Origin of the sequence: Pseudoalteromonas sp. bablab_jr011 (assembly GCF_016464045.1) — a bacterium.
Taxonomy (GTDB): domain Bacteria; phylum Pseudomonadota; class Gammaproteobacteria; order Enterobacterales; family Alteromonadaceae; genus Pseudoalteromonas; species Pseudoalteromonas lipolytica.
The window spans coordinates 1-23,023 of record NZ_JACDWU010000017.1 but is presented as its reverse complement, the minus strand read 5'-3'; the positions used below and the strand labels follow the sequence as shown (position 1 = coordinate 23,023).

20 protein-coding genes, 10 tRNA genes and 1 pseudogene are annotated in these 23,023 nt (G+C 41.7%); 15 read left to right on the top strand and 16 right to left on the bottom strand.

What is annotated here, in order from left to right:
- Positions 1 to 22 precede the first annotated feature (22 nt).
- From JIG41_RS00385 to JIG41_RS00375, 3 genes are all read right to left on the bottom strand, one after another.
- Positions 23 to 98: transfer RNA gene (locus JIG41_RS00385), tRNA-Glu, on the bottom strand.
- A 129-nt stretch (positions 99 to 227) separates the two neighbouring features.
- Positions 228 to 303, bottom strand: a tRNA-Glu gene (locus tag JIG41_RS00380).
- Between the two features lie 38 nt (positions 304 to 341).
- Positions 342 to 417 (bottom strand) — tRNA-Ala (locus tag JIG41_RS00375).
- Between the two features lie 647 nt (positions 418 to 1,064).
- Here JIG41_RS00375 and JIG41_RS00370 point away from each other — a divergent pair.
- The 10 genes from JIG41_RS00370 to JIG41_RS00325 all read left to right on the top strand — a co-directional run bounded on the left by JIG41_RS00370 (position 1,065) and on the right by JIG41_RS00325 (position 7,599).
- Positions 1,065 to 1,140: transfer RNA gene (locus JIG41_RS00370), tRNA-Val, on the top strand.
- Positions 1,141 to 1,174: 34 nt separating this feature from the next.
- A tRNA-Val gene (locus JIG41_RS00365) sits at positions 1,175 to 1,250 on the top strand.
- Between the two features lie 46 nt (positions 1,251 to 1,296).
- A tRNA-Val gene (locus JIG41_RS00360) sits at positions 1,297 to 1,372 on the top strand.
- A gap of 38 nt (positions 1,373 to 1,410) precedes the next feature.
- Positions 1,411 to 1,486: transfer RNA gene (locus JIG41_RS00355), tRNA-Val, on the top strand.
- Positions 1,487 to 1,529: 43 nt separating this feature from the next.
- Positions 1,530 to 1,605, top strand: a tRNA-Val gene (locus JIG41_RS00350).
- Between the two features lie 35 nt (positions 1,606 to 1,640).
- A tRNA-Val gene (locus JIG41_RS00345) sits at positions 1,641 to 1,716 on the top strand.
- Between the two features lie 38 nt (positions 1,717 to 1,754).
- Positions 1,755 to 1,830 (top strand) — tRNA-Val (locus JIG41_RS00340).
- An 803-nt stretch (positions 1,831 to 2,633) separates the two neighbouring features.
- A complete protein-coding gene (locus JIG41_RS00335) occupies positions 2,634 to 4,268 on the top strand; it encodes a response regulator (RefSeq protein ID WP_065979792.1) in 1,635 nt (544 codons plus the stop codon).
- Between the two features lie 26 nt (positions 4,269 to 4,294).
- The gene (locus JIG41_RS00330) at positions 4,295 to 5,653 is read left to right on the top strand and encodes an extracellular solute-binding protein (protein WP_199524089.1); all 1,359 of its coding nucleotides are present in this window, start codon (positions 4,295 to 4,297) and stop codon (positions 5,651 to 5,653) included.
- Positions 5,650 to 7,599, top strand: coding sequence for an ATP-binding protein (locus tag JIG41_RS00325; RefSeq protein ID WP_199524088.1), 1,950 nt, complete (start codon positions 5,650 to 5,652; stop codon positions 7,597 to 7,599). Before JIG41_RS00330 ends, JIG41_RS00325 begins: the two co-directional genes overlap by 4 nt.
- A 5-nt stretch (positions 7,600 to 7,604) precedes the next feature.
- Here JIG41_RS00325 and msrB read toward each other — a convergent pair whose 3' ends face one another.
- The 11 genes from msrB to JIG41_RS00270 all read right to left on the bottom strand — a co-directional run bounded on the left by msrB (position 7,605) and on the right by JIG41_RS00270 (position 18,430).
- A complete protein-coding gene (gene msrB / locus JIG41_RS00320) occupies positions 7,605 to 8,048 on the bottom strand; it encodes a peptide-methionine (R)-S-oxide reductase MsrB (RefSeq protein WP_199524087.1) in 444 nt (147 codons plus the stop codon).
- A gap of 268 nt (positions 8,049 to 8,316) precedes the next feature.
- Entirely contained in the window at positions 8,317 to 8,775 is a 459-nt protein-coding gene (locus JIG41_RS00315; RefSeq protein WP_036969534.1) for a hypothetical protein, read from the bottom strand.
- Between the two features lie 2 nt (positions 8,776 to 8,777).
- A complete protein-coding gene (locus JIG41_RS00310) occupies positions 8,778 to 9,272 on the bottom strand; it encodes a DUF2919 domain-containing protein (RefSeq protein ID WP_065979790.1) in 495 nt (164 codons plus the stop codon).
- A complete protein-coding gene (locus tag JIG41_RS00305; RefSeq protein WP_036969540.1) occupies positions 9,269 to 9,613 on the bottom strand; it encodes a DUF3392 family protein in 345 nt (114 codons plus the stop codon). Before JIG41_RS00305 ends, JIG41_RS00310 begins: the two co-directional genes overlap by 4 nt.
- Positions 9,606 to 11,627: an NAD-dependent DNA ligase LigA gene (gene ligA / locus JIG41_RS00300; protein WP_199524086.1), complete on the bottom strand. Its 2,022-nt coding sequence runs from the start codon at positions 11,625 to 11,627 to the stop codon at positions 9,606 to 9,608. Before ligA ends, JIG41_RS00305 begins: the two co-directional genes overlap by 8 nt.
- 84 nt (positions 11,628 to 11,711) lie before the next feature.
- Positions 11,712 to 12,416: a cell division protein ZipA gene (gene zipA / locus JIG41_RS00295; protein WP_036969545.1), complete on the bottom strand. Its 705-nt coding sequence runs from the start codon at positions 12,414 to 12,416 to the stop codon at positions 11,712 to 11,714.
- A 36-nt stretch (positions 12,417 to 12,452) separates the two neighbouring features.
- Positions 12,453 to 15,848 carry a chromosome segregation SMC family protein gene (locus JIG41_RS00290; RefSeq protein WP_199524085.1) on the bottom strand — a complete coding sequence of 1,132 codons (3,396 nt, stop codon included), beginning with the start codon at positions 15,846 to 15,848 and terminating at the stop codon, positions 12,453 to 12,455.
- Between the two features lie 60 nt (positions 15,849 to 15,908).
- A complete protein-coding gene (locus tag JIG41_RS00285; RefSeq protein WP_199524084.1) occupies positions 15,909 to 16,640 on the bottom strand; it encodes an RNA methyltransferase in 732 nt (243 codons plus the stop codon).
- Between the two features lie 267 nt (positions 16,641 to 16,907).
- The gene (locus JIG41_RS00280) at positions 16,908 to 17,354 is read right to left on the bottom strand and encodes a flavodoxin (protein WP_199524083.1); all 447 of its coding nucleotides are present in this window, start codon (positions 17,352 to 17,354) and stop codon (positions 16,908 to 16,910) included.
- Positions 17,341 to 18,114 (bottom strand): tRNA pseudouridine(65) synthase TruC, encoded by a 774-nt coding sequence (truC, locus tag JIG41_RS00275; protein ID WP_036969558.1) that lies wholly within the window; start codon positions 18,112 to 18,114, stop codon positions 17,341 to 17,343. Before truC ends, JIG41_RS00280 begins: the two co-directional genes overlap by 14 nt.
- Positions 18,107 to 18,430, bottom strand: coding sequence for a YqcC family protein (locus JIG41_RS00270; protein WP_036969562.1), 324 nt, complete (start codon positions 18,428 to 18,430; stop codon positions 18,107 to 18,109). The genes truC and JIG41_RS00270 overlap by 8 nt, the downstream gene beginning before the upstream one ends.
- Positions 18,431 to 18,537: 107 nt before the next feature.
- Between JIG41_RS00270 and JIG41_RS00265 the strand changes: the two genes are divergently transcribed.
- Positions 18,538 to 19,566 (top strand): DUF3549 family protein, encoded by a 1,029-nt coding sequence (locus JIG41_RS00265; RefSeq protein ID WP_036969569.1) that lies wholly within the window; start codon positions 18,538 to 18,540, stop codon positions 19,564 to 19,566.
- Positions 19,567 to 19,866 (top strand): DUF3301 domain-containing protein, encoded by a 300-nt coding sequence (locus JIG41_RS00260; RefSeq protein ID WP_036969572.1) that lies wholly within the window; start codon positions 19,567 to 19,569, stop codon positions 19,864 to 19,866.
- Between the two features lie 718 nt (positions 19,867 to 20,584).
- On the opposite strand, the gene JIG41_RS00255 is transcribed toward JIG41_RS00260, so the two are convergent.
- Complete coding sequence (locus JIG41_RS00255) at positions 20,585 to 21,235, bottom strand: GNAT family N-acetyltransferase (protein ID WP_118844163.1); 651 nt, start codon at positions 21,233 to 21,235, stop codon at positions 20,585 to 20,587.
- Between the two features lie 148 nt (positions 21,236 to 21,383).
- On the opposite strand from JIG41_RS00255, the gene JIG41_RS00250 reads away from it, so the two are divergent.
- From JIG41_RS00250 to JIG41_RS00240, 3 genes are all read left to right on the top strand, one after another.
- A complete protein-coding gene (locus JIG41_RS00250; protein ID WP_036969581.1) occupies positions 21,384 to 21,614 on the top strand; it encodes a DUF2789 domain-containing protein in 231 nt (76 codons plus the stop codon).
- A gap of 155 nt (positions 21,615 to 21,769) precedes the next feature.
- On the top strand, positions 21,770 to 22,036 hold the full coding sequence (locus JIG41_RS00245) for a hypothetical protein (protein WP_036969583.1): 267 nt from the start codon (positions 21,770 to 21,772) through the stop codon (positions 22,034 to 22,036).
- Positions 22,036 to 22,809, top strand: a complete 774-nt coding sequence (locus JIG41_RS00240) for a Zn-ribbon-containing protein (protein WP_036969585.1) — start codon at positions 22,036 to 22,038, stop codon at positions 22,807 to 22,809. The genes JIG41_RS00245 and JIG41_RS00240 overlap by 1 nt, the downstream gene beginning before the upstream one ends.
- A 109-nt stretch (positions 22,810 to 22,918) precedes the next feature.
- On the opposite strand, the pseudogene JIG41_RS00235 reads toward JIG41_RS00240, so the two are convergent.
- Positions 22,919 to 23,023 (bottom strand): annotated as a pseudogene (locus tag JIG41_RS00235) (IS30 family transposase); the annotation flags it as partial.

The window sequence follows — 23,023 nt, the reverse complement described above, 5'->3', positions numbered from 1 at the left end:
TCTTTAACACGGTTAAAGTAAGTGGCGTCCCCAAGGGGATTCGAACCCCTGTTACCGCCGTGAAAGGGCGGTGTCCTAGGCCTCTAGACGATGGGGACACAAAAATGTGTCACTAGGACATTAAATGATAGTTTGACTCATATCAGAGTAAGGTTGCTAAATTAACATGTAAATACTCGAGATTGACATGTTTAGCGCCTTAGTATTAGCTCACTTACATAAATAAGTGGCGTCCCCAAGGGGATTCGAACCCCTGTTACCGCCGTGAAAGGGCGGTGTCCTAGGCCTCTAGACGATGGGGACGCAGAAACTGCTACCCTAGGACAAACACTATGCAAAATTGGTGGAGCTATGCGGGATCGAACCGCAGACCTCTTCGCTGCCAGCGAAGCGCTCTCCCAGCTGAGCTATAGCCCCGACTTTGCATACACACTACCAACTAATGCTGACGTGTATCGCTGAGTGCGGGGCGCATTCTATGCAGCCCCCCAAATAAAGTCAACAGTTTTTTATCTAACTTTATTTAAATGATTTAAATTTCAACAAGCTGACTAAATAACACCCCGAGGAGAAGCTATTTTATACAATCCACTAATAAATAGCTGAATTTTACATATTAGCGTGCTGTTTAGATTTTATTGTGCCTCAATGAAAGGAGGTTTCGCTTACTAAAAGGTATACATTTATATGGAAAACGGCGATATCTTAATTTTATAACTAAATTGATCATTCTTCCCCTCCCCCACGCCCTTTTAATTAACGTTAAAAAAGAGCACTGCGTTGTACTTATTTATACAACCGACAAATGCATTTACATATAAACAAAACTAACACAGCTCATCCTCGCTAAAGTAATTGACCCCAAACAGCCTAAAAGTCAGCTTGCGTATAGAAGGAAAAGCACTGAATTGCATAATTGTTCATCAAAAAATGTAAAAAAGCCATGTCGTTGTTTATAAAAGCTGCATCTAGCACATTTTTACTCATTCAAGTGTTGACACATTTACAACTCTATCTATAATAGCGCCCCACAACAACGCAGCAATGAGTTGTTTTTTAGATATGGGTCGTTAGCTCAGTTGGGAGAGCATCGCCCTTACAAGGCGAGGGTCACTGGTTCAAGTCCAGTACGACCCACCATTATTAAATGGTGTTCATATCTAAAGTTCTTAATGGGTCGTTAGCTCAGTTGGGAGAGCATCGCCCTTACAAGGCGAGGGTCACTGGTTCAAGTCCAGTACGACCCACCATTTAAATGGTGTAAACTCAACATTAAGAATTTATTGCATGTAATATGGGTCGTTAGCTCAGTTGGGAGAGCATCGCCCTTACAAGGCGAGGGTCACTGGTTCAAGTCCAGTACGACCCACCATTATCTTTTAATGGTACTTCATATTACACAATCTAAATGGGTCGTTAGCTCAGTTGGGAGAGCATCGCCCTTACAAGGCGAGGGTCACTGGTTCAAGTCCAGTACGACCCACCATTAATCCAAGTTTAATGGTGTTCTCATTTAGATTATTCTTCGCGGGTCGTTAGCTCAGTTGGGAGAGCATCGCCCTTACAAGGCGAGGGTCACTGGTTCAAGTCCAGTACGACCCACCATTTTAAAAATGGTATCGCGAAGAAAAAGATTATTTGGGTCGTTAGCTCAGTTGGGAGAGCATCGCCCTTACAAGGCGAGGGTCACTGGTTCAAGTCCAGTACGACCCACCATTTAATCTTTACAAATTAGCCTTTCGGCAATTACATGTGGGTCGTTAGCTCAGTTGGGAGAGCATCGCCCTTACAAGGCGAGGGTCACTGGTTCAAGTCCAGTACGACCCACCACATATAAAACACTCTTTTCCATACTCCATACTCCATACTCCATACTCCATACTCCATACTCCATACTCCATACTCCATACTCCATACTCCATACTCCATACTCCATACTTTATATTCTAAACTTTCTAAAAGCATCGCCACTCTTTACAAAGACTCGACTCGATGGTTCAAGTCCAGTGCAACCCACCACAAATAAAACACTCTTTTCCATACTCCATACTCCATACTCCATACTCCATACTCCATACTCCATACTCCATACTCCATACTCCATACTTTATATTCTAAACTTTCTAAAAGCATCGCCACTCTTTACAAAGACTAAGCTCGATGATTCAAGTTCAGTACAACCCACCCCTATAAAACACTCTTTTCCATACTCCATATTAAAAATTTTCTAAAAGCATCGCCACTCTCTACAAAGACTAGGCTCGATGGTGCAAGTCCAGTACGACCCACCAGCTATAAAACACTCTTTTCTATGCTCCATATTAAAAATTTTCTAAAAGCATCGTTACTCTCTACAAAGACTCGGCTCGATGGTGCTAGTCCAGTACGACCCACCACCTGTAAAACACGTCTAGTCGTTGTGCCATTTTTGATATTCACTAATATAAATATCATCACGTTTGTAGCTGATTGTTAAGCTAATTCTTTGAGATAAAAAGGAAATAAAAAATACGACATAAGTCATGCTATAGCATGAGTCAGGTTTTTAAATTAACTGAAAACCTGTAATTTGCCTTGTCAGCAGCTAGACTGTTTATTATAGTCACTGTTAATATCACTCGATCGCAAGTCCAATGCCTGCAAAGATTTTTTCGAAAGCCAAAATTTTAATAGTTGAAGAGCAACCACTCGCTCAAAGCTACATGAAACAATCCCTCGAAGGATTAGGTTTTCGACAACTGCGCTTTGCTGACCATGCCATTTCAGCCAAAGAACAATGTCAGGACGAACAATTTGATCTCATTGTTTGCTCATTCAATTTAAGTAAGCACCAAGATGGCTACCAACTTTACGAAGAACTTAAAGTTAAACGCTTAATTAAAAACTCCACAGGGTTTATTTTCATTTCAGCCGAAACAAGCGGTTCTCTAGTTCACAGTGTGTTAGAGCTCCAGCCTGACGATTTTTTAGTAAAGCCATTTACCATTTATGAATTAAAAAGCCGTATTGAGAAAGTACTACTACGTAAGCACCACCTTTACAGTGTTTATCAGCTAATTGATGATGAAAATGACTCGAAAGCAATAAAGAAAATCGATGAATTACTACAAAATAAAAGTAATACCTACAGTGCCATTTTATTACGATTAAAAGGTGATGCCCTACTTCGTTTAAATCGAAATGAAGATGCAAAAACATTTTTTAAATCCGTACTCGATATACAAAAGTTTACGTGGGCTAAAGTCGGGTTAGTAGAAGCGCTTATTGCCAATAATGAGCATATTCTTGCTCAACGCATGTTAAAAACCATGCTACAGCGCAGTGAAACTCGCCTTGTGGCCCTTGATTTGTTAGGTCGTTTAGACATTAAACTTAATAAGTTTGATGACGCTCAACTATTTTTTAGTCAAGCTGTTGATATAGCACCAAGAAACATTGAGCGACAAAAAACACTCAGCCATGTATCACTGTTAAATCATGACTACGAGAAAAGCTACTTAACGCAAAAAGATATCGCCAGTTATGCAAAGCACTCCATACACGATCACCCTGATATATACTTAAATGCAGCACGGGCAGGTATCGATTTTGCTCTGACAACAGATCAAACAGACCAAGTTAATCGTATTGCGAGACAAACAAATCAATATTTAAATGATTTAAAACAACAGTTTCCAAATAGTAACAATCAAACCCAAATTGATGTACTCAACGCACGTTTACATTATTTGAAAGACGAGCATAAAAAAGCAAAGGCCCTAATCGAGCAGCTTGATGAGAGTGACAGTCAAATTCGTTCTGTTGATGGTGCGCTTGATAAAGCAAAGGCATTCCACGAGCTCGGTTTTCACAACAAAGCGCAAACACTCTTTAATCAAATTATTAGTCATTGTGAGCGCCATCCTTCGGTAAGTGATCCTGTGTTTCTTCGCTACATTCAACAACAGCAAACTGAACGTCGTGATATCAAAATGGGGCCGAAAGAACTCAATAACCATGCTGTTACGCAATTTAATAAAGGCCAGCTAAATATTGCGCTCGAAGCGTTTACACAGGCCTTTAGAATTATGCCTAAAAACGCCAGTATTGCATTGAATCTTTTACAATGTTTATTCGACTCTAATGCGCAAGGGCAATCATTTAACTTATTGCTAGCAAAAAAATGCTACGCTTTACTTAATGAATACACATTACACGATGAGCAAGCCACTCGCTTCGAAAAAATAAAAGCGCAAGCTGCAAAAATGAATCTTCAGCTATCTGAGTAAATGTTCTCATTATGGAGCGCCCTTTTTTGAAATCAATTAAGCTTCTTTTAGCTGCAATAGCACTCTTCAGTCCAGTCAGTATTGCTTCTGCTACTTTGCAGTATTGGCAGCAAGCTAATATAAATTGGCAAAGTGAAGCAGGCAGTCATATAAATATACTGGCTGACGAGCAGCCCGCATTTTTGGCTCTTAAACCTTATATCCCCCTGTTTGAGCAGCTTACCGGGATTTCTGTTGGTTTCCATGCGCTGGAACAATCTCAAATGCGCTCTCGTCGTCATCAAGATTTAAGCGAAGGTTTAGGCCTATACGATGTATTGCCTATGGGCATTACATTTTTAGGTGAAGCACAAAATCAAGGCTGGATAGAGCCCCTACAACCTTATCTAGATAACCCACTCATAACAGATAAAACGTGGTATCAACTTGAAGATATTAGCGAAAGAAGCCTCACTCTTTGCAAAATAGATAACAAACTTTATTCTTTACCTTTTGATTTTTCAGCCCCTATTTATTTTTATCGCAAAGATTTATTTGAGCGCTTTAACCTTGAAGTACCAGATACTTACGAGCAGTTACACGCAACTAAAATAAAATTACAGCGCGCGATTGATGCCGACTCTAAACTCGCCGGCATGCACGCGTTTGCTTCACGCACACTACCCGGTGCGGGGCTTAATACATGGACGGTGTTACCCGTAATGCGTGCCTATGGCGCAGAAGTGCTCAATGAACAAGGTGTATCAACATTTGATAGTCCACAGACGGCACAAAGCCTTAAAATGTATCGAAACTTAGTTACAGGTTACGGTAATCCGGAAAATAGCCGCTTACTGCATTTTTATGAGATACGTCAATTGTTTAAGCACGGCAAACTGGCTTCAGCAATCCTTGCGTCTCACTTTTACAATGAAATAGACACGGCTGAAGAATCCGATATTTGGAATAAATGGGAAGCCGCTCCCCTTCCAAAAGGACCTGTTGCCAGAGAAACATCACCATGGGCATGGGCATTTGCGATTAATAGCCACTCTAATAAAAAAATTGCAGCCTGGTTATTTATTCAATGGGCAACGAGTGAGCAAACGGCCGCTTTACTCAGCACCGGGGGGTCGCCGCCAAGACAAAAGGTATGGCACGAAAAGCTATTTACTTTAGTCAATAAACCCGGCTTTAACAGCGCAATGCTATGGGTGTTTGAGCATGCCACGCCTGATCGACTGCAAGCCGGTATGGTTGAATTTCCAGTCATTGGTGAAATTATTTCGCAAACATTTAGCCAAATATTTTATGGTGCCGACATTAAACAATTAATTAAAAGTACTGATGCAAAAATTAATGCAAACATGCACGCTTTAAAAACACAAACTAAGAGCAGCCAATGAGAATCAGTATTGCGCATAAAATTCTGATAATCATCGGCTTTACTATCACGCTAATTTTAGGCGTGAGCACGGCTATACATGTCTTGGAATTAAAAGAGCAAACCTTGCTTAATATGAGTGAAAAAGCAGACGCGATTGTTTCGCCGATGCTGTCTGAAATAAACTCATTAACATCAGATAACACCGCTGGCAGTTGGGTCTTAAAAATTCAGGGGATAACATTAAAAAATATTCTCAAACATAATACCTTTGATGACCTCAAAACCATTTATTTTATTGATCAAAATAACTTTATTGCGGCTCACCCCGATAACAGCAAAGTCGATACCTTAGAGAAGAATCAAACGATATTGCAGCAACTCAATCCGAGACAAAATAATATTATCGCGCTTGATCACCAGTACGCTGTAACAGTGCCAGTAAAAAATCATTACGGTGAAAATATTGGTTACGTTATTGTCACGTTTTCTGACATCGATTTATCCCAAAAAACCAAATCTATTATCAGTAACGCCGTCTCTTTATTTGCAATCTATCTGCTAACTGCACTCATTATTGCTTATATCATTATTAGGCGCATAATTTTGCAACCCATTGATCAACTTGTTGAGTTCTCCCATGCAGTGACCACAGGCGATTTAAATTGCCCTATTAATATTAAAAGCCAAGATGAAATAGGCACACTTGCCAGTGGCTTTAAAATGATGCGAGCCGCGGTTAGACAACAAATTAACAGCATGCATGAACAGCACAGCCAACTCGAAGAAACCGTGGCTAAGCGCACTCAAGAATACTTGGATGCAAAAGAACAAGCAGAACAATCAAACCAAGCAAAAAGTCGCTTTTTAGCCAATATGTCTCACGAGTTAAGAACACCTTTAAATGCCGTGTTAGGCTTCAGCCAATTATTGCAAGACAGCGAAACCGACAAAAACAAACGCCGCTACCTTGAAGCGATTTCCATCTCAGGCAATTCGTTATTAAACGTACTAAACGATATTCTTGATTTATCAAAAGTCGATGCAGGTAAAATGCAGCTCGATATTGAGCGGGTTGAGATTCCCACCATGTGCCATGAATTAAATATGATGTTTTTACAGCTCAGCGCACAAAAAGATCTCAATTTTAAAGTAACCGCACACCCTGAACTCACTCCCCCTGTATTGCTCGACAGTAACAAGCTTCGTCAAGTACTTACCAACTTAATAAGTAATGCTATTAAGTTTACGTCACAAGGCAGTGTAAGCGTATACTTTGACTTTAAACCACATGATGACGACAGCCACCTTGATATAAAAATTCATGTGAAAGATACCGGTAAAGGCATTCCAAAAGATCAACAAGATTTAATCTTTAATGACTTTGAACAAGTTCAAGGACAACGCAGTTCTGAGTTTGGTGGTACAGGGTTAGGCCTTGCTATTTCATTACGCTTTATAAAATTGATGGGCGGCGAGTTATCGGTTATCAGTGAAAAAGGCAAAGGCAGTGAGTTTATTGTTTCAATTCCCAACGTCGAGTTAGCTGAATCAATAACAGAAATTGAGCACCGTAATTACCCTGCAATCACTAGTTATCACTTTAATCCTGCGCGCATTTTAATCGTAGACGACATTCCCTATAACCGTGATTATTTAGAATCGTTCTTATCGCGCTGGAGTTTTACTATCGATACAGCAATTAATGGTGAAGATGCACTGAAAAAAATAGAGCAACATCAGCCTGACCTAATCATAATGGATTTGAAGATGCCTGTAATGGGAGGGCTTGAAGCCAGCCAGTTAATTCGCAGTGATGATCGTTTTAAACATATCCCGATTATTGCTGTAACAGCCTCGGCTTTAAAGGATGATAAGGCACAATCAAGTATCTTGACAGACTACACTATCAGTAAGCCAATTTACCGAGAGCACCTTATTTTTATTATTGCGCAATATTTAGATTAGTTTACCTAATCGCATTTTTTCATTGCAACCGCATTCATGCAGTAGCGCAAACCACTTGGCGGCGGACCATCAGGAAAAACATGACCTAAATGGGCATCGCAGACATTACAAATAGCCTCAATACGTTGCATACCGTGACTTGTATCGGCTATGTACGCAATGCTTTCGACACTGCTTGGTTGGGTAAATGAAGGCCAACCAGTGCCACTGTCAAACTTTTCATCGGCATCAAACAATAAATTATCGCAACATATACACGCATATTTCCCAGGCTCAAAGAGTGTGCATGAATCAGAGCTGTGCGGACGCTCTGTGCCTTTTTGGCGTGTTACATAGAAAGTATCTTGCGCAAGCTCACGCTGCCACTCTAATGGCGTTTTTTCAACTCTACGGGGAGGTGTTGGATTGCCGTTGTGGGCAAACTCTAAAATATCTTGCCAAGTTAACATTGTGTTCTCCTAGGATTGATAAACCCACGTTCAAAATACTGCTTAAAAAATAGTTAAGCAAATTAAACCTTATACCAATTTACTTACTTAAATGATCTATTTTGATGCAAAAAAAACGTGTGGTCGCAAGGCAAAAACGATGATATTTAGTTGCTATCGGCCATTGCTCCTACCTTGCTCTAACGCCCACAACGAAACTGTCGTTCATGAGCAATTTTTAACGCAGATAGCAACTGGTTAAATCCATCGAAATGATTCTGTATTATGGCTAGTCGGTACTAGACTGCTTAATTATTTTTATATTTTCGCGTTCTCGTTCAGACAGTAAGGTATGTAAATAAGCGTCAATTTTCGACTCTGCAACGCTTAAAACTGCGGTCAATGTCTGTTCATTGATATCGGTAACATGAATAATGCCATCGCCAATTTTTATCTTTTTAATCTGCCCTATTAATACAAATTCCGCTTTGCGTTTAAAATCAAACAAACCGGAAAGGCTAATCAATGCTAACTGGTTAACATCGCGCTTTAATGAATCTTCAATTGGATTGCGTGACACGAATAAAGGTGTCACACGGTACAGACTTGATACTGTGATAAAAGCCCACAAAAGAACAAAAAAAGAAAACGCGACACTGTGCCAAAGTGGTGTAAAAAACCACAGGGCAATCAATACCACTGCAATCAATGCTGAAATTTTTGCTAGTAATTGATTAATAGCCAGCATGGTTAGTTTCCTTTTTTTACGATTGGATCGGGCCAATCATTGAAAAACACGGATAAATAGCGACTTTTTACCAGATAAAGTAGCACCCAAAGCACCAATACCATTTGGCACGCCAAAAAAAATGAGAATTGATAATAACTGTGCGCGGCTTGGTAGGTCAGCCAGCCTAAATCTATCACAGCACACACAATCAAAGGCCACCGCATAAAACGCCACACAGTTGCCCACCGCTTAGCGGTTTCAGGGTTTTCTTGTGGCCTTCTAAAACAAAAAACAACCGCGGGTAACAGCGCAATTGCTGCAATGCCTATCGCCATAAAAAACTCTGATTTAGAGCTAAAAAACAACGACATAATATCTAAATCAGGGCGCCGACTTAACGCGGCCATTAACCAGATAAAATAACTACGAAGCAGTACTAACAAGGTTAAATGAAACGCTATGGGGGTTCGATAAGCGCCATGTTTATCCCAATATTCTGGCCCGTAACGCATCATAGCTGATTCTTCTTATCTGCGATAACACCCAATACTAAGAATGCACCGGTTAACGTTAAACCTAACCACTTTATACCTAATAACATCAGTAGCTTACTTAAAAATGGCGTCACAAACACCACCAAAAGCCCCATACCAAAGCCTGTCACGGCAACAAAGCATAACACGCGAATAATAAAGTGACGTCTGGCAACAAAGCGCTTAGTCACTTTAATAATATCGTTGGCATATAATGAGATAAAACACACCACTAACAATAAAGAAATATTATACAAATGGGGTTGAATCCACTGACCTATCGTTAAAGCGACTGACGAGACAGCTTGCTGCAAACTATCCATTGTGTTCACTTAATAAAGCAATTAAATCGGCTTCAGTAAGCACCTCAATACCCAACTCTTGTGCTTTTGTTAGTTTAGAGCCTGCTTTTTCACCTGCAATAAGGGCATTTGTTTTAGCCGATACACTCCCCGATACTTTTGCACCGAGAGCTTGCAGACGCGCTTTCGCATCGTTTCGATTAAGCTCACTTAAGGTGCCTGTTAAAACATACGTCAGACCAGCTAAAGGTTGCTTCTCAGCGCTTGGTGCATTTAAAGCTGGCCAATGAATTCCCTGCTCTATTAACGCATTAACAACAGCCATGTTGTGCTCTTCACTAAAGAACCCGCGCACATGCTTAGCAACAATTTCACCCACATCGCTCACTTCTGTTAGTGCATCAACACTGGCTTGTGTAATTTTCTCTAAGGTTAAAAAGTGATTAGCGAGGTTTTGAGCTGTTGCTTCACCGACTTCACGAATACCCAAAGAGTAAAGAAATTTAGCTAACGTAGTTTGCTTTGCCTCTTGCAGCGCATTCACCAAATTTTTAGCAGACTTTGGCCCCATTCGTTCAAGTGACTCAAAGTGACCTTGTTTTAAAATAAATAAATCAGCAGGCGTTTTGATAAGCTCACGATCGACTAATTGGTCAACAATTTTGTCTCCTAACCCGTCAATATCAAGCGCTTTACGTGAAGCAAAATGCTTAATTGCTTGTTTACGCTGTGCATGGCACACCAACCCACCGGTGCATCGTGCAACTGCTTCACCCTCGATACGCTCTACATGCGAGTCACAAATTGGACAAGTGGTTGGGAATACAATCTCTCTTGCACTCTCAGGACGACGCTCCAGTACCACTTGGGTAATTTGAGGGATTACATCGCCTGCGCGGCGAATAATCACCGTATCGCCAATTTTAACGCCTAAACGGGCTATTTCATCCCCATTATGCAAAGTGGCATTCGATACAGTCACTCCGCCAACAAATACGGGCTCCAAACGTGCTACCGGTGTAATTGCACCCGTTCGGCCTACTTGGAATTCAACATCTAAAAGTTGTGTAATTTCTTCTTGAGCTGGAAACTTAAACGCAATAGCCCAACGAGGAGCGCGAGCAACAAAGCCCAAGCGCTCTTGGAGCTTTTTGTCGTTGACCTTAATAACCACACCGTCAATTTCATAGGCAAGCTCACTTCGGCGCGCTAAGATGTCTTGGTAATAATCAAGCGCCGCCTGTTGACCTTCAACTAACTTAGTTTCAGGGCAAAGTGGTAATCCCCAATCAGTCAATTTTGCCAGTTGTTGGTAATGATCTTCTGGCAATTGCCCATCAGCCACCAGCCCTGTGCTGTATGCATAAAACATTAATGGGCGTTTTGCCGTTACCTTAGAATCGAGCTGACGTAAACTCCCAGCCGCAGCATTACGCGGGTTAACAAATACCTTTTCGCCTCGCTTTTCAGCGTCGCTGTTCAGTTTTGCAAAGCCTGCACTGTCCATAAATACTTCGCCGCGTACTTCAAGTTCAGCAGGAAAGTCATTGCCGCGAAGTTTTAATGGCACATTACGAATCGTTTTCACGTTTTGTGTAATATTCTCACCCACCATACCATCGCCACGTGTTGCAGCTTGAACCAGCACACCATTACGATAAATAATCGACACAGCTAAACCGTCAAGCTTTGGTTCGCAGCAAAATGTGAGTTCGCGGGTATCCATCACGCGCTCTTTAATTCGGCGATTAAACGCCGCAAACTCTTCTTGTGAAAAAGCATTATCAAGCGACAACATAGGAACTTGGTGGGTTACTTGTTCAAATTTATCAAGCGCGGCCCCACCCACTTTTTGGCTGGGTGAATCAGGACTCTGAAACTCAGGATTTGCTTGCTCTAAGCTACTTAGTTCTCGCATTAAGCGGTCATATTCAGCATCGGGAATACTGGGTGCATCCAGCACATAATAATTATGGTTATGCTCTTCTAACTGGGCACGTAGTTGACTAATTTGCTCAAAGATAGGGCTGGACATGAAAACCTCAAAAATCTACATAAAAAAGCCACTTAGACGACTTAACGCCAAGTGGCCTAACAATCATTTACTTGCGAATATGGATTACGCTGAAAAGCTTCTTACCTTTTCAACATATTCACGTACGCTATCAACCGTCATTTCTTCACGGTTGCTATCTAAAATAGTCGCACCAAACTCATCCGCTAACTTTTTAGCAGCGCTGTGCAACATATTGAAGGCACTTAGGCCATCACCATCGCATGGTAATGTCATAAACAAACTAACACCCGCTGTGCTGAACTGTTCCATATTATCAATATCAAACGTTCCAGGATTGTACATATTCACTAAACGGAATAACACAGGGCCTGTTCCAGCAGGGTCTAGATGGCGATTAAAGAAGCCTTCATCCGAGTATTTGAAACCTAGCATATTAACAGCTGGCAGTAATTGACTGCCCTCCATTGCTAAGCCTTCTGGCATCTGTAAGTGCACAATTATAAAGTCTGTCGGTGCAGGCGATTCTGGTTGCTCTTCAGTGTCAGCCGCTTCTTCGACTTCAACGTCTGGCTCTTCGGTGTTTTCAGCAGTAAAGCTTAAATCACCAAACTCAGGCTCATCACGCTCTTGCGCATAAGGCTGTGAAGATTCACTCGTTTCTGCACTTGCTTCATTTGGCTCAACCCGTTCTTGCTGCTCAACATCAGGATTATCCTTTTTGCGCACAGACCATAAACCATGAATTAATAAACCACCAATGACAAATACACTGATTACGATTAAAGCCCATCTTAATTCTTCGGCCATCCCCTCACCTTTATTATTTGATATGCCAAACTAAATTTATGCATGTGCCATTTGCACAGCTTGTTCGATATCTACGGCAACCATACGTGAAACGCCTGGTTCAGCCATAGTTACACCCGTCAATCTGCCTGCCATTTCCATAGCAATCTTATTATGACTGATATAAATAAATTGCACTGATTGTGACATCTCTTCTACCAAACGGCAAAAACGACCCACATTTGCATCATCCAATGGCGCATCCACTTCATCTAGCATACAGAATGGAGCTGGATTGAGCCTGAATATTGAAAACACCAATGATAATGCGGTCAGCGCTTTTTCTCCACCACTAAGCAGGTGAATTGTCGAATTTTTCTTGCCAGGAGGCCGTGCCATTATACTAACACCACTTTCAAGCAAGTCATCACTGGTTAATTCTAAGTAAGCGCTTCCGCCGCCAAATACTTTTGGAAATAACTCACCAAAATCACTATTTACTTGTTCAAACGTCGCCTTAAATCGATTTTTTGTTTCACGGTCGATTTTTTGAATCGCGCCCTCAAGCGTATTAAGTGCTTGAGTTAAATCATCAAGTTGCTGATCTAAATAGTCACTTCGCTGCTTAGCCTGCTCAAACTCATCGATCGCGGCTAAGTTAACCGCCCCTAGTTCATGTAAGCCCTGCGTCGTTTTAGATAGCATGCTTTGCATACTATTTAAGTTGGCATTGTCTGGCAGTGATTCAAGCACTGTTTTTAAGTGTTGATCCAACTCTTCAAGTGGCTCCAGCGCCGCTTGCGCTTTTACAAGCAAACTTTGTTCATCTAACGCCAGTGATTGCAGTTGTTCTTGCAACGTAACTAGCTCTGATTGCGATGATTTAAGCGATGCCTGCTTATCCGCTAGTTCCTTTTTAGCGTGAGTCAGTGACGCTTGCAAGTTTTTTAGCTCAACGTCACTTTGTTGATGTTTTTCAAGCAATAACACAATATGCTCTGCCGTCTCTTCAAGCGGGATCACTAACTCTTCTAACTGCGCTGTTAATTCTAAAACAGCGTCACTTGCGGCTGTATGTGCTGCATCAGCATGTTGTAATTTTGTTTCACTGAGTTGACACTCACTACGGGCTTTTTGTTCCGCTAAATTCGCTTGATGGGCAAGTGTCTTGTAATGCTCTAATTGAGACGCAACTTGGCGATACTGATTGTCAGCATCCATTTGCACTTGCTTAGCCTGTTCAAGGTTACTTTCAAGCGTTGCGTGGTGTTCTAGCAAATCTTCTAGGCGCAATTGTTGGTTTTCTTGTTGCTGAACGACACCTTGCATTTGCTCTTTAAGCGACGTTTTGCGCAGCTGTAATTTAGCCAGTTGATTTTGCCACTGCGTTTGCTGCTCAAGGAGCATGTCTCTGCGAGTACTTGCTGAGGCAATTTGCTGCGCAACGTGATGAATGCGCTCTCTGTGTTGCTCTTTTTCAGCGATGAGCGTGTTCTTTTTGGTAAGGTGACTGTCGAGCTGCTGTTGCTTGTCTGCGATTTGCTCATTGAGCTCTTCATCAAGTTCCTCTGCATCACTCAACTGGGCATGTTTTAACAGCAGTGAGTTGTCCGTGTCTTTTTTTGCATCAGCTTGAAAATTACGACCATAAATACAGCCCTTTTCATCAATCACGGCGAGCCAATATGGATCCGCTAGAATCGCTTCATCAAACGTTGCTTGAAATGCAAATCGTGTCAGCAATTCAGGGTAAATCCCCTGTTCAATGTATTGTGCTAATGAATGTTCAGGCACAGCAAGGGTCTGTGACCAAACACTATTAGGCTGCGCATTTTTGCTGACCTGTAAATGCTCAAGACCCAGTAAAGCTTGCTCAACGAGAGGCTCAAAACCTGGCGTTACTTTTAATTGCGATAATAAAGAAGTGCGGTCACTGTCAGCATGCTCACTCAGGACTGAACTCAGTGCCGCAATACTGGCTTTATTTTCATTGCTGTGTTGTTGCACCCGTTGTAGTGCTTGCGCTAACTGTGCTTGCTCTGTCTCTGTTTGCGCTAGATTTTGTGTCAGCCGATTCAGAGCCGTTTGCTGTTGAGCAAGTTCCTTGGTGAGCGCTTGGATATGAGTTTGCTGCTCAGTAATCTGCGTCGCAACAGGAGTCGCTTCAAGCTCACTGATTTCGTCCGTAAGCTGTTTAAGCTGTGTCTCTAGTTGGTCGATGGATTGCGAAAAATGCGCCAGCTGATTTTTGGCTACTGTCACCTCACTACTGAGCGTTTGACTTTGCTCTAATGCACGCTGGTATTCCTGTGAAGCAGTATGTCTGTGCTGATGTTGTTCTGATGCGTGAAGTTCAACTTCGGCCACGTGCTCTGCACATAATAAACTTTGCTCTATCGCTTCTTGTAACTGCTCTTGCAGTAAAGAAGCCGCAGCGTGTTGCTCAGCCTGCAACTCTTTGTTTTGCAATTGCAGTTGCTGCTGCTTAATCAAGTTTTGACTAATATTTTGCTGCTGTTGCTTTAAGCTGATTTGTTGCTGCTCTTTACGCGTTAACTCAGTGTGAGTTTGGTGCTGCGCGTGTTGTGCGTCTTGTAATTTTTGCTGCTCAAGCTGTACTTGATTCTCAAGGCTCGCTAAAACATCATCATGACCAGAGTGGGCTTCTTTAAAAAACTGTATTTGTTCTTTAAGCTTATCTATTTCAGCAGCCTTATCAACTTGCTGTTGATGCAGCTTTTGCCACTTTAAAACCGCAATTTGCCCTTTTAGAGTCCGCTCTGTGGCTTTTAACTCACGGTATTTTTTCGCGTCGACTGACTGTACAGCAAGTTTATCGAGTTGCGTTTGTAACTCTTTACGAACATCCAGTAAGCGCTCAAGGTTTTCGCGAGTACTTTTAATACGGGTTTGTGTTTCGCGTCGGCGCTCTTTGTATTTAGACACCCCGGCGGCTTCTTCTAAAAACACACGCAAATCGGCAGGCTTACTCTCGATTAGTCGCGATATCATGCCTTGTTCTATAATGGCATAGCTTCGCGGCCCAAGCCCTGTTCCCAAAAAAATATCAGTAATGTCGCGCTTACGACATTTGCTGCCATTAAGAAAATAAATAGATTGCCCATCACGCGTTACCAAACGCTTAATGGCAACTTGGTTCCTGTCAGCAAACGTATTCGGTAAATGACCACTGGTATTATCAAAAATTAGCTCAACAGAGGCCTGTGAAATCGGCTTACGATTGGTTGAGCCATTAAAAATAACATCGGTCATGGCATCGCCACGTAAGTTCTTAGCTGAACTTTCACCAAGCACCCAGCGCACCGCATCAATAACATTTGATTTGCCACAGCCGTTAGGCCCGACAACACAAGTCATTTGATCAGGAAATGGGATTTTAGTGGGTTCAACAAACGATTTGAAACCCGCTAACTTTATGGTGCTTAAGCGCATCTAGTTGTTTTACCGATTTTTATTATTATTCTGCAATTTAACTCATTTTATAACAAAAGGTTAAGCGTGACGTTTAAAATTATCTAAAATAATGCCTGTTGCCATGGCTACGTTCAGCGATTCAGCCTGACCATAAGCTGGTATGGTTATTTTATCAGTGACCAGCTTTTCACAATCTGGACGAATACCGTGCGATTCACTGCCCATTAAAAGAACAGCATCTTGTTTAAGCTTTGCTTGATGAATATTATCACCCGCTAAAAAAGCCCCATAAACGGACAGGTTTAAGCTCGGTAAATAGCACGTTAAATCGGTTTGCGACACTGTCACACGGGCAAATGACCCCATGGTTGCACTAATGGTTTTTGGATTATATGCATCGGCACTGTCTTGGCTTGTCACTATATGGTTAATTCCATACCAGTCCGCCACGCGAATAATTGTGCCTAAGTTACCGGGGTCTGATACGCCGTCTAGCGCTAAAATAAGGCCCGAGGTGGGTAATGCTTGCTGCTTTGGCATATCAACAACAGCAATGGCTGCGTTATTGGTCACCAAGGTGCTGGCTTTCGTTAGACTGTCTTCATCGGCTTCGATAATTTGATGGGCTGCAAGTGCTGAGCGATGCGCGGCAATAAACGCGGGGGTTGCGAATATATTTGCGATACTCAAACCACTGTTTAATAACTCAAGGACATTTTTTTCACCTTGAACTAAATACTGGTTGTATTGCTTGCGGTATTTCTTCTGACCTAATGCTCGAATAAGTTTCAGTTGGTTTTTTGAAATCATAACAGCCTCATAAAATGAAGCCGTTAGTATACCCAAACCACCTAAAGATGCGAGTTTCAGTTAGAATTAAACGCGATTTAGGCAGGCATTAATTGCAAAGTGTGATTATTCCGATATTTAAATCTTTAAATCATAAAAATCACCGTTAAACCGACTACAGGAGGTGTCTCGCGGTGAATGAGGTATCGCACAGTAAGAGCGCACTTAAAGTCGCAGACCGTGCCAATTGCTTTCCCCAATCGGCACGTGTGAATAGGCTATAAGCTATTAGCTAATTTTTGTTAGCCATTCATTTAACCATGGCTCAGTTACCGGCCACGGTTCAAAGTCTTCACAGGCATCAATTTCAAGGCGATGACCAACAGGCTTTGCCTGTAAATCACGAAATAGTTCATCAAAACTGCGCCCTGCCCCACAAAATGTATCACCATAGCTGCGGTCACCCATAGCGATAATGCCATACTGCTTGCCTGTTAACATGGGGAATTGATCATTTAATTGGCTGTACAATGTCACTAAATTATCAGGAATATCACCTTGGCCTGTGGTCGAGGTAATCACCAATATATGTGAAGCAGCCAGCATGTCTTCTACTGTGCCATTTTCAATAAGCTGTACTTGGTGCGGTGACTTTTCAATCACCTCAATTACTTGCTCACTTAAACGCTCTGCACCGCCGTACACACTGCCGACAAAAATACTAATGGTTGCCATAATAATCCTTTTCTTCTGTTGGCCAGCCTAGTTGCTGGCAAATCGTTAACATCGCCTCTCCAAGGGGGGCTCTAATCGTTATTACTTGTTTATTATAAGGGTGCACAAACTTTAGCTCAGACGCAAATAACATCAGACGACGCAGCTGAAAGTGCTCTCTAAAAAATTGGTTATGTTGGTTATCACCGTGGTTTACATCACCAATTATCGGTAGCGATAAATGTTTTAAATGCCGTCTAATTTGGTGCTTTCGCCCCGTTTTAGGAAAACACTCCACTAGCGAATAACGCACAGTGGGGTATTTACCAATTGGGATCGGCAAAGCAGCTTGGTGCAAGCAGTTAAAGTGAGTTTGCGCCTCTTGTGCAGCCTTATTTTGATCAGCAAACTTATCGGCTATTTTATCGAGTTCTTCTTTTAAAGGCTTATCAAGGAAGATTGACTCATTTAAAAAGCCCCTAACCAAGGCTAAGTAACGCTTTTCTATTTGCCCATCAATAAACAATTGATTCATGTCTCGAGCCGCTTCTGAGCTCAATGCAAACAATAAAACACCTGAGGTGGGTCTATCTAAACGGTGCACCGGAAACACATGTTGACCAATTTGATCACGTAGCATTTGCATGGCAAATTGTGTTTCGTGTTTATCTAAAAATGAGCGATGCACCAGTAAACCAGACGGTTTGTCTATTGCGATATAATTTTCGTCGCGATATAAAACCGTTAACTCTTCATAGTGCGGTTTAACAATTTCATCCATCTTGGTTATCACTCAAATGCTGATCAAGCTTTAGTAAAACGCTAATAACATCATGGCCACCGGCATGTTGTGCCAGCATCATTTCAGCCATAGGCGCAATAGCAAAGTTTCGAGGCAATGGCTGGTTATTGGTGATTAACACCTGCATTTTTTCAATAAATACAAATTGTAACCACTGCTCAAACGCCATGGTGTCATGACAAAACGGAACAGATGAATTTAATGCTGCAGGATCAATTGCAGCTGTTTGCCATAGTTCATGACGTTGGAGTGTCGTTTGTAATTCGCGCAGCAGCGCCAAAGTCTGTTGATACATTATATAACTCTTAAAACCTTTGGACTTATTATACCCTGTTCCAAGGCGCCATGGTATGGCGTATAATTCGCATCTTATAACGATTTATAAACGACGATTGGGATTTTATGACAGAGCAAATTGCTACTTTAGGGCAACTTCTTGATGCTGCGGGCACTACATGGCGTGCTTTTGATATTGGTAGACACATCACTAAGTTAGACAAAAAACAATTTCTTGCGATTGAAGAAACTAAAATCCCTTACCCTTACCCTCTTGCTGGTCACGCTTGGCTTGCGATTCAGTTTTGGGATGTCAAAGCATCCAAAGAGCCTTATGTCTGGTTTTTGAAGTTCCCACTCGATGAACAAAGCCGTTTAGTCAGTGCTAGCCGTGATCATTTTGCGAACATGGTCATCGAAGCATTAGGTACCGAAATTACCGGTGAAAATGCCGAAGGCAAGCTCGACAATAACCCGTATGTATTTACACCAAACGCCAATAAATTGGCCGCATTTAATGCCCAAGTTAAGTGCTTACTCAAACAAAGTGCATCGCAATATTATGAATATGCACAACTTTATTTTTCTGGCACCCTAGGTTTTGAAAATTGGCAAAGTGTTGCTGTACAAGGCATTGCTGATTTCGCAATGCGATTAGACAACGATAAAAACCTAACTAACTTGCAATCAGCGTGGCCGCAACTACCTGTTGAAGTGTTACAACCACTCAGCGCTATGCTTGAACACGTTACAATTCCTCCCGCTTTTGCGGAGCAACTTTTAGCTTATGGCTTAAATGCCATAGAGCAAAAAGATGAGATAGCACTCGTCGCTGCACTTCGCAGTATATCAAAAGCATCAGCACAAGGTTTAACAGCCCAACTGGTTGATGCCGTATTGAACTCTGAAATGAACACGCATTCAGATGTGCTTTTAACCATTGCCGGACGTTGCTTTAGTACCTTAGAAGATCCTGCGCGCCTACATGTGTTTATGGATTGTTGTGCGCATCACACCGATATCGAACAGTTGTTTGTGAGTATTTTCACAGACCTAGTTGCAATTCCAACTATTCGACCTCACTTATTAGGTTTGTTACGTTTAGAAAATCGCAGCGAAACACTCGCGCGTGCAATAGGAAGGTTATTTTCGTAAATGGCAGGTTTATGGACACTCATCATTATTGGCAGCATTATCTACTTTTTTTGGTTAAACAGAAAAGTAGCTGAGGCCGCCAATCTTCATGCACAAAGGCAAATTGAACAGTTAAATGTGCAATTGGTGAGTGTTGCATGTAATAAGCGACGTATTGGCATTCTAAAAAATGGCAAACCCGGCATCAAAAGCGAGTTTATTTTTGAATTCTCAAGTGATGGGGAAAGTGTCTATCAAGGTGTGCTGTTTATGGAAAATGAAATGCTGAAAAGTGTGGTGATACCACCGCATAAGATCTAAGTTGCGAGTTGCGAGTTGCGAGTTGCGAGTTGCGAGTTGCGAGTTGCGAGTTGCGAGTTGCGAGTTGCGAGTTAACAATACTAAGTTGCTCAGCTAAAAATACAACCCCATAAAGAACTAAGGCGTAGCTTCAAGCCACGCCCCAATCTTGCTACTTCCATGATAAAGTATCCGTACTTTTGCCGAAGCTGCCGTTTTCATCTATCCCCTGAACGGGTATACATCCGATACACCCACCATGCAACATCATGTCACATTTAACACATCCTAGTGTCGTCCACTTGCCTTCACTGGCTATCCTCTACGTTTCCAAACGCTCCTTTAGCTTCCTGCTAATATCATCCTTTGGTCAATCCTTTTCAATTGCTCCGCAATTGTACTGCGTCCTGGCAGTGTCCTTGTTCGTCCTTGCCTTCCTTAGAACTTGTCCTTTTGCTTCCTGCTTAAGCATCATGCTTGGTGTGCCATAATCCTAATCCTTGGCATCAGTTCATTCATTGAACCTGTGTCTTCTTGACATGGTTAAGTTTAGAGAATTCCTGAGATGTAGATAGGCATAAAAAGTAATTTTTCTTAAGTCACAAAATTGCAAAAAACAATAAATCCTTTATAAATCATTTAAATAAGCCATTTTAGGTACAAAAATAACTGTATTAAAGTGATAATACTCACAGCAATGTAAGAGAAATCGCACACGCTACTTTCCAAAACGTCCCAATTACTCTTTCGCCGCTTTGAACATTAACTCACCTTCGACCTGATTAAAGCTTAATGCTTTAAAGACTTCGAACCCTTCGGAACTAAAGAATTCACGCTGCTCACCACGTGTAACAAATACGGCTAAACCCGATACTTGTTGGTGGCTGTCTACTAAATCATCTAGTCCTCGAAGTAAGTAACGCCCTAAACCTTGCCCCTGAAAATGAGGGTCTACAGCGATAAACGCTAAAAACAAATACTGCCCTTTTTCAGCTAACATTTCACGAATTGTGCGCTCTTTTTCAATAAGTTGATTTGTCTGTAGATATCCTGCACTAAGCATTAACTTTAAACGCCAGTGCCAATAGCGCTCTGCTTGTAACTCACTGGATGAATCAAACACGCATGCAATGGCTTTTAATCGGCTTTGCGAGTACAAACCAATTAAAGGTTGTTTTTCTTGCCAAAAGCTCGCGAGCTCTTCACGTACTAAAGCGCGTAGTTTGGTTTCATACTTACTGGGATTATCTTCTTTGTAGCCCAGCACATTCTGAAGTACGGGGTCATCATGATAGGCTTGGTAAATAAGACTAGCGGCCGTGCTGATATCTTCAGCACTTAGGTATTGCACACGTAAGGTCTCGGGTTCAGCAACAGTTGTCATACTCATCCTTTTCTGTGTTTTATTATTTTTAGTACTAGACTATAAGGTATATACCCAAGCGCGATTAAAGACAAATTCAGCGTGAGTTAAACTGCTGTTCATCATTATTATGGTTGAGCAGTAATAAAGACCGCCATACACAAGGAGCAGAATTATGGATACGACAAAACATGATATTTCGACCTTATTTGCACAATTAGGTTTACCCAGCAAAGAAAGTGAAATCGATGCATTTATTGCCTCGCATCAGCTGTCTGATACCACCCTACTACAGGAGGCTCCATTCTGGGACGAAGCTCAGCAACATTTTCTAGCAGAATCTTTAGCTGAAGATGGGGCGTGGAGTGAGGTTATTGATGAATTAGACGCCCGATTGCGTCAATAAACACACGATTAGTTATCCATAACCTAAAATCTACCAATTTTGGGTTATGGATAAGGAAAGTAATTTCACATCACCTCTATTATTGCTACCATACGCGCGCATTGCAGCCCATACGCTACAGTGCTTTTTATTCTTTAATAAGAGTTTATACAAAAATGAATGCCGTTGTATTTGATGCAATTAAAACCCTTCTTGATGAAGGTAAAACCCCTACAGTTGCGCTAACAAAAAGCAAACTATCACAACCGATGCCAATGCCTGTAATTATTGCAGCTGTTAGTCAGTATAAAAACAATCCGGATTCAATTAAAAATTTCATTAATAACCCGTCAAATGAACATGTTAGTGCGCCAAAAGAAAGTCAATTAGATCGTATTGAAGCAAAACTAGATAGGTTATTAGCATTACTTGAGAAAAAATAATGTTTGTTGTCGATCTGACTTTTGATTGCTACCAAGATACCACCCTAGAGCTTGCTGAACAGGCAATAAACCGCCTTGTGAATGCATTGCGATTTAATGGCCAAATAATCGGTGATGAATTCCCCACTGTTTTAAAAGATGGCTATTTTATTACGCGTGTTATGTGCCCAACCGAAGATGCGATGCACCCGCTTAACAACAGCCCGTTTGTTAAACACAGCATTGAGCAACTGCACTCGGCGGGATTGTTAGCGCCTAAAGTGAAAGTGATCGGCCAAGATATACATTCAAATGGGGCTGACGCGTGTCAGGACCCATCGTGTTATATTTTATACACCACTTATGTGCATACCTGCAGCCCACTTTATTGTGGTGATGACTTTTTGCCTGTCCCCCTGTTTCGTATTCCAGCCATTGCTAATGGTGATTACAAAACACTGATCAAATGGCAAGAAGACTGGCAAGCATGCGATCAAATCCAGATCAATGGCGCTACGCGTTGCGAGTTTCCAGCCCTTGAGGAAATGGCGAGCACACAAAGTGATTTGTATCGTCGTGGTAAAGACATTACTAAGCGAATAAGTTATTTGACTAAAAAACCTGTCTACTATTACTTATATCGTGTTGGTGGTATTGATAAAGAATCAGAACTCAAACGACGTTGTCCAAGCTGTGATGGTGACTGGAAACTGCCTGAGCCATGGTTTGGCTTATTTGATTTTAGATGTGAGCCCTGTGGCCTTGTATCGAATATATCGTGGGATTTTCAGTAAACATAAGGGGCACACAGCCCCTTTTTGTTTATTAAACTATACCAATGCAATGCGCTTAATTAATACCACTGTGCCGCGAATTCAAGTCCGAAGTGCACCACTCGCTAAATTAGGCTGCTTTGCGTAATTCATCGAATATTACCGCTGGTTGCCTAAACCCTAGACATTTTCTCGGCCTCGCATTGAGCGCCTTTTCTATGTGCGCAATTTGCTT

Excerpts from the sequence above, each read along its gene's own strand:
- JIG41_RS00335 (WP_065979792.1), top strand. The coding sequence starts at position 2,634 with ATGCCTGCAAAGATTTTTTCGAAAGCCAAAATTTTAATAGTTGAAGAG.
- JIG41_RS00325 (WP_199524088.1), top strand. The coding sequence starts at position 5,650 with ATGAGAATCAGTATTGCGCATAAAATTCTGATAATCATCGGCTTTACT.
- msrB (WP_199524087.1), bottom strand. The coding sequence starts at position 8,048 with ATGTTAACTTGGCAAGATATTTTAGAGTTTGCCCACAACGGCAATCCA.
- JIG41_RS00315 (WP_036969534.1), bottom strand. The coding sequence starts at position 8,775 with ATGCTGGCTATTAATCAATTACTAGCAAAAATTTCAGCATTGATTGCA.
- JIG41_RS00310 (WP_065979790.1), bottom strand. The coding sequence starts at position 9,272 with ATGATGCGTTACGGGCCAGAATATTGGGATAAACATGGCGCTTATCGA.
- JIG41_RS00305 (WP_036969540.1), bottom strand. The coding sequence starts at position 9,613 with ATGGATAGTTTGCAGCAAGCTGTCTCGTCAGTCGCTTTAACGATAGGT.
- ligA (WP_199524086.1), bottom strand. The coding sequence starts at position 11,627 with ATGTCCAGCCCTATCTTTGAGCAAATTAGTCAACTACGTGCCCAGTTA.
- zipA (WP_036969545.1), bottom strand. The coding sequence starts at position 12,416 with ATGGCCGAAGAATTAAGATGGGCTTTAATCGTAATCAGTGTATTTGTC.
- JIG41_RS00290 (WP_199524085.1), bottom strand. The coding sequence starts at position 15,848 with ATGCGCTTAAGCACCATAAAGTTAGCGGGTTTCAAATCGTTTGTTGAA.
- JIG41_RS00285 (WP_199524084.1), bottom strand. The coding sequence starts at position 16,640 with ATGATTTCAAAAAACCAACTGAAACTTATTCGAGCATTAGGTCAGAAG.
- JIG41_RS00280 (WP_199524083.1), bottom strand. The coding sequence starts at position 17,354 with ATGGCAACCATTAGTATTTTTGTCGGCAGTGTGTACGGCGGTGCAGAG.
- truC (WP_036969558.1), bottom strand. The coding sequence starts at position 18,114 with ATGGATGAAATTGTTAAACCGCACTATGAAGAGTTAACGGTTTTATAT.
- JIG41_RS00270 (WP_036969562.1), bottom strand. The coding sequence starts at position 18,430 with ATGTATCAACAGACTTTGGCGCTGCTGCGCGAATTACAAACGACACTC.
- JIG41_RS00265 (WP_036969569.1), top strand. The coding sequence starts at position 18,538 with ATGACAGAGCAAATTGCTACTTTAGGGCAACTTCTTGATGCTGCGGGC.
- JIG41_RS00260 (WP_036969572.1), top strand. The coding sequence starts at position 19,567 with ATGGCAGGTTTATGGACACTCATCATTATTGGCAGCATTATCTACTTT.
- JIG41_RS00255 (WP_118844163.1), bottom strand. The coding sequence starts at position 21,235 with ATGAGTATGACAACTGTTGCTGAACCCGAGACCTTACGTGTGCAATAC.
- JIG41_RS00250 (WP_036969581.1), top strand. The coding sequence starts at position 21,384 with ATGGATACGACAAAACATGATATTTCGACCTTATTTGCACAATTAGGT.
- JIG41_RS00245 (WP_036969583.1), top strand. The coding sequence starts at position 21,770 with ATGAATGCCGTTGTATTTGATGCAATTAAAACCCTTCTTGATGAAGGT.
- JIG41_RS00240 (WP_036969585.1), top strand. The coding sequence starts at position 22,036 with ATGTTTGTTGTCGATCTGACTTTTGATTGCTACCAAGATACCACCCTA.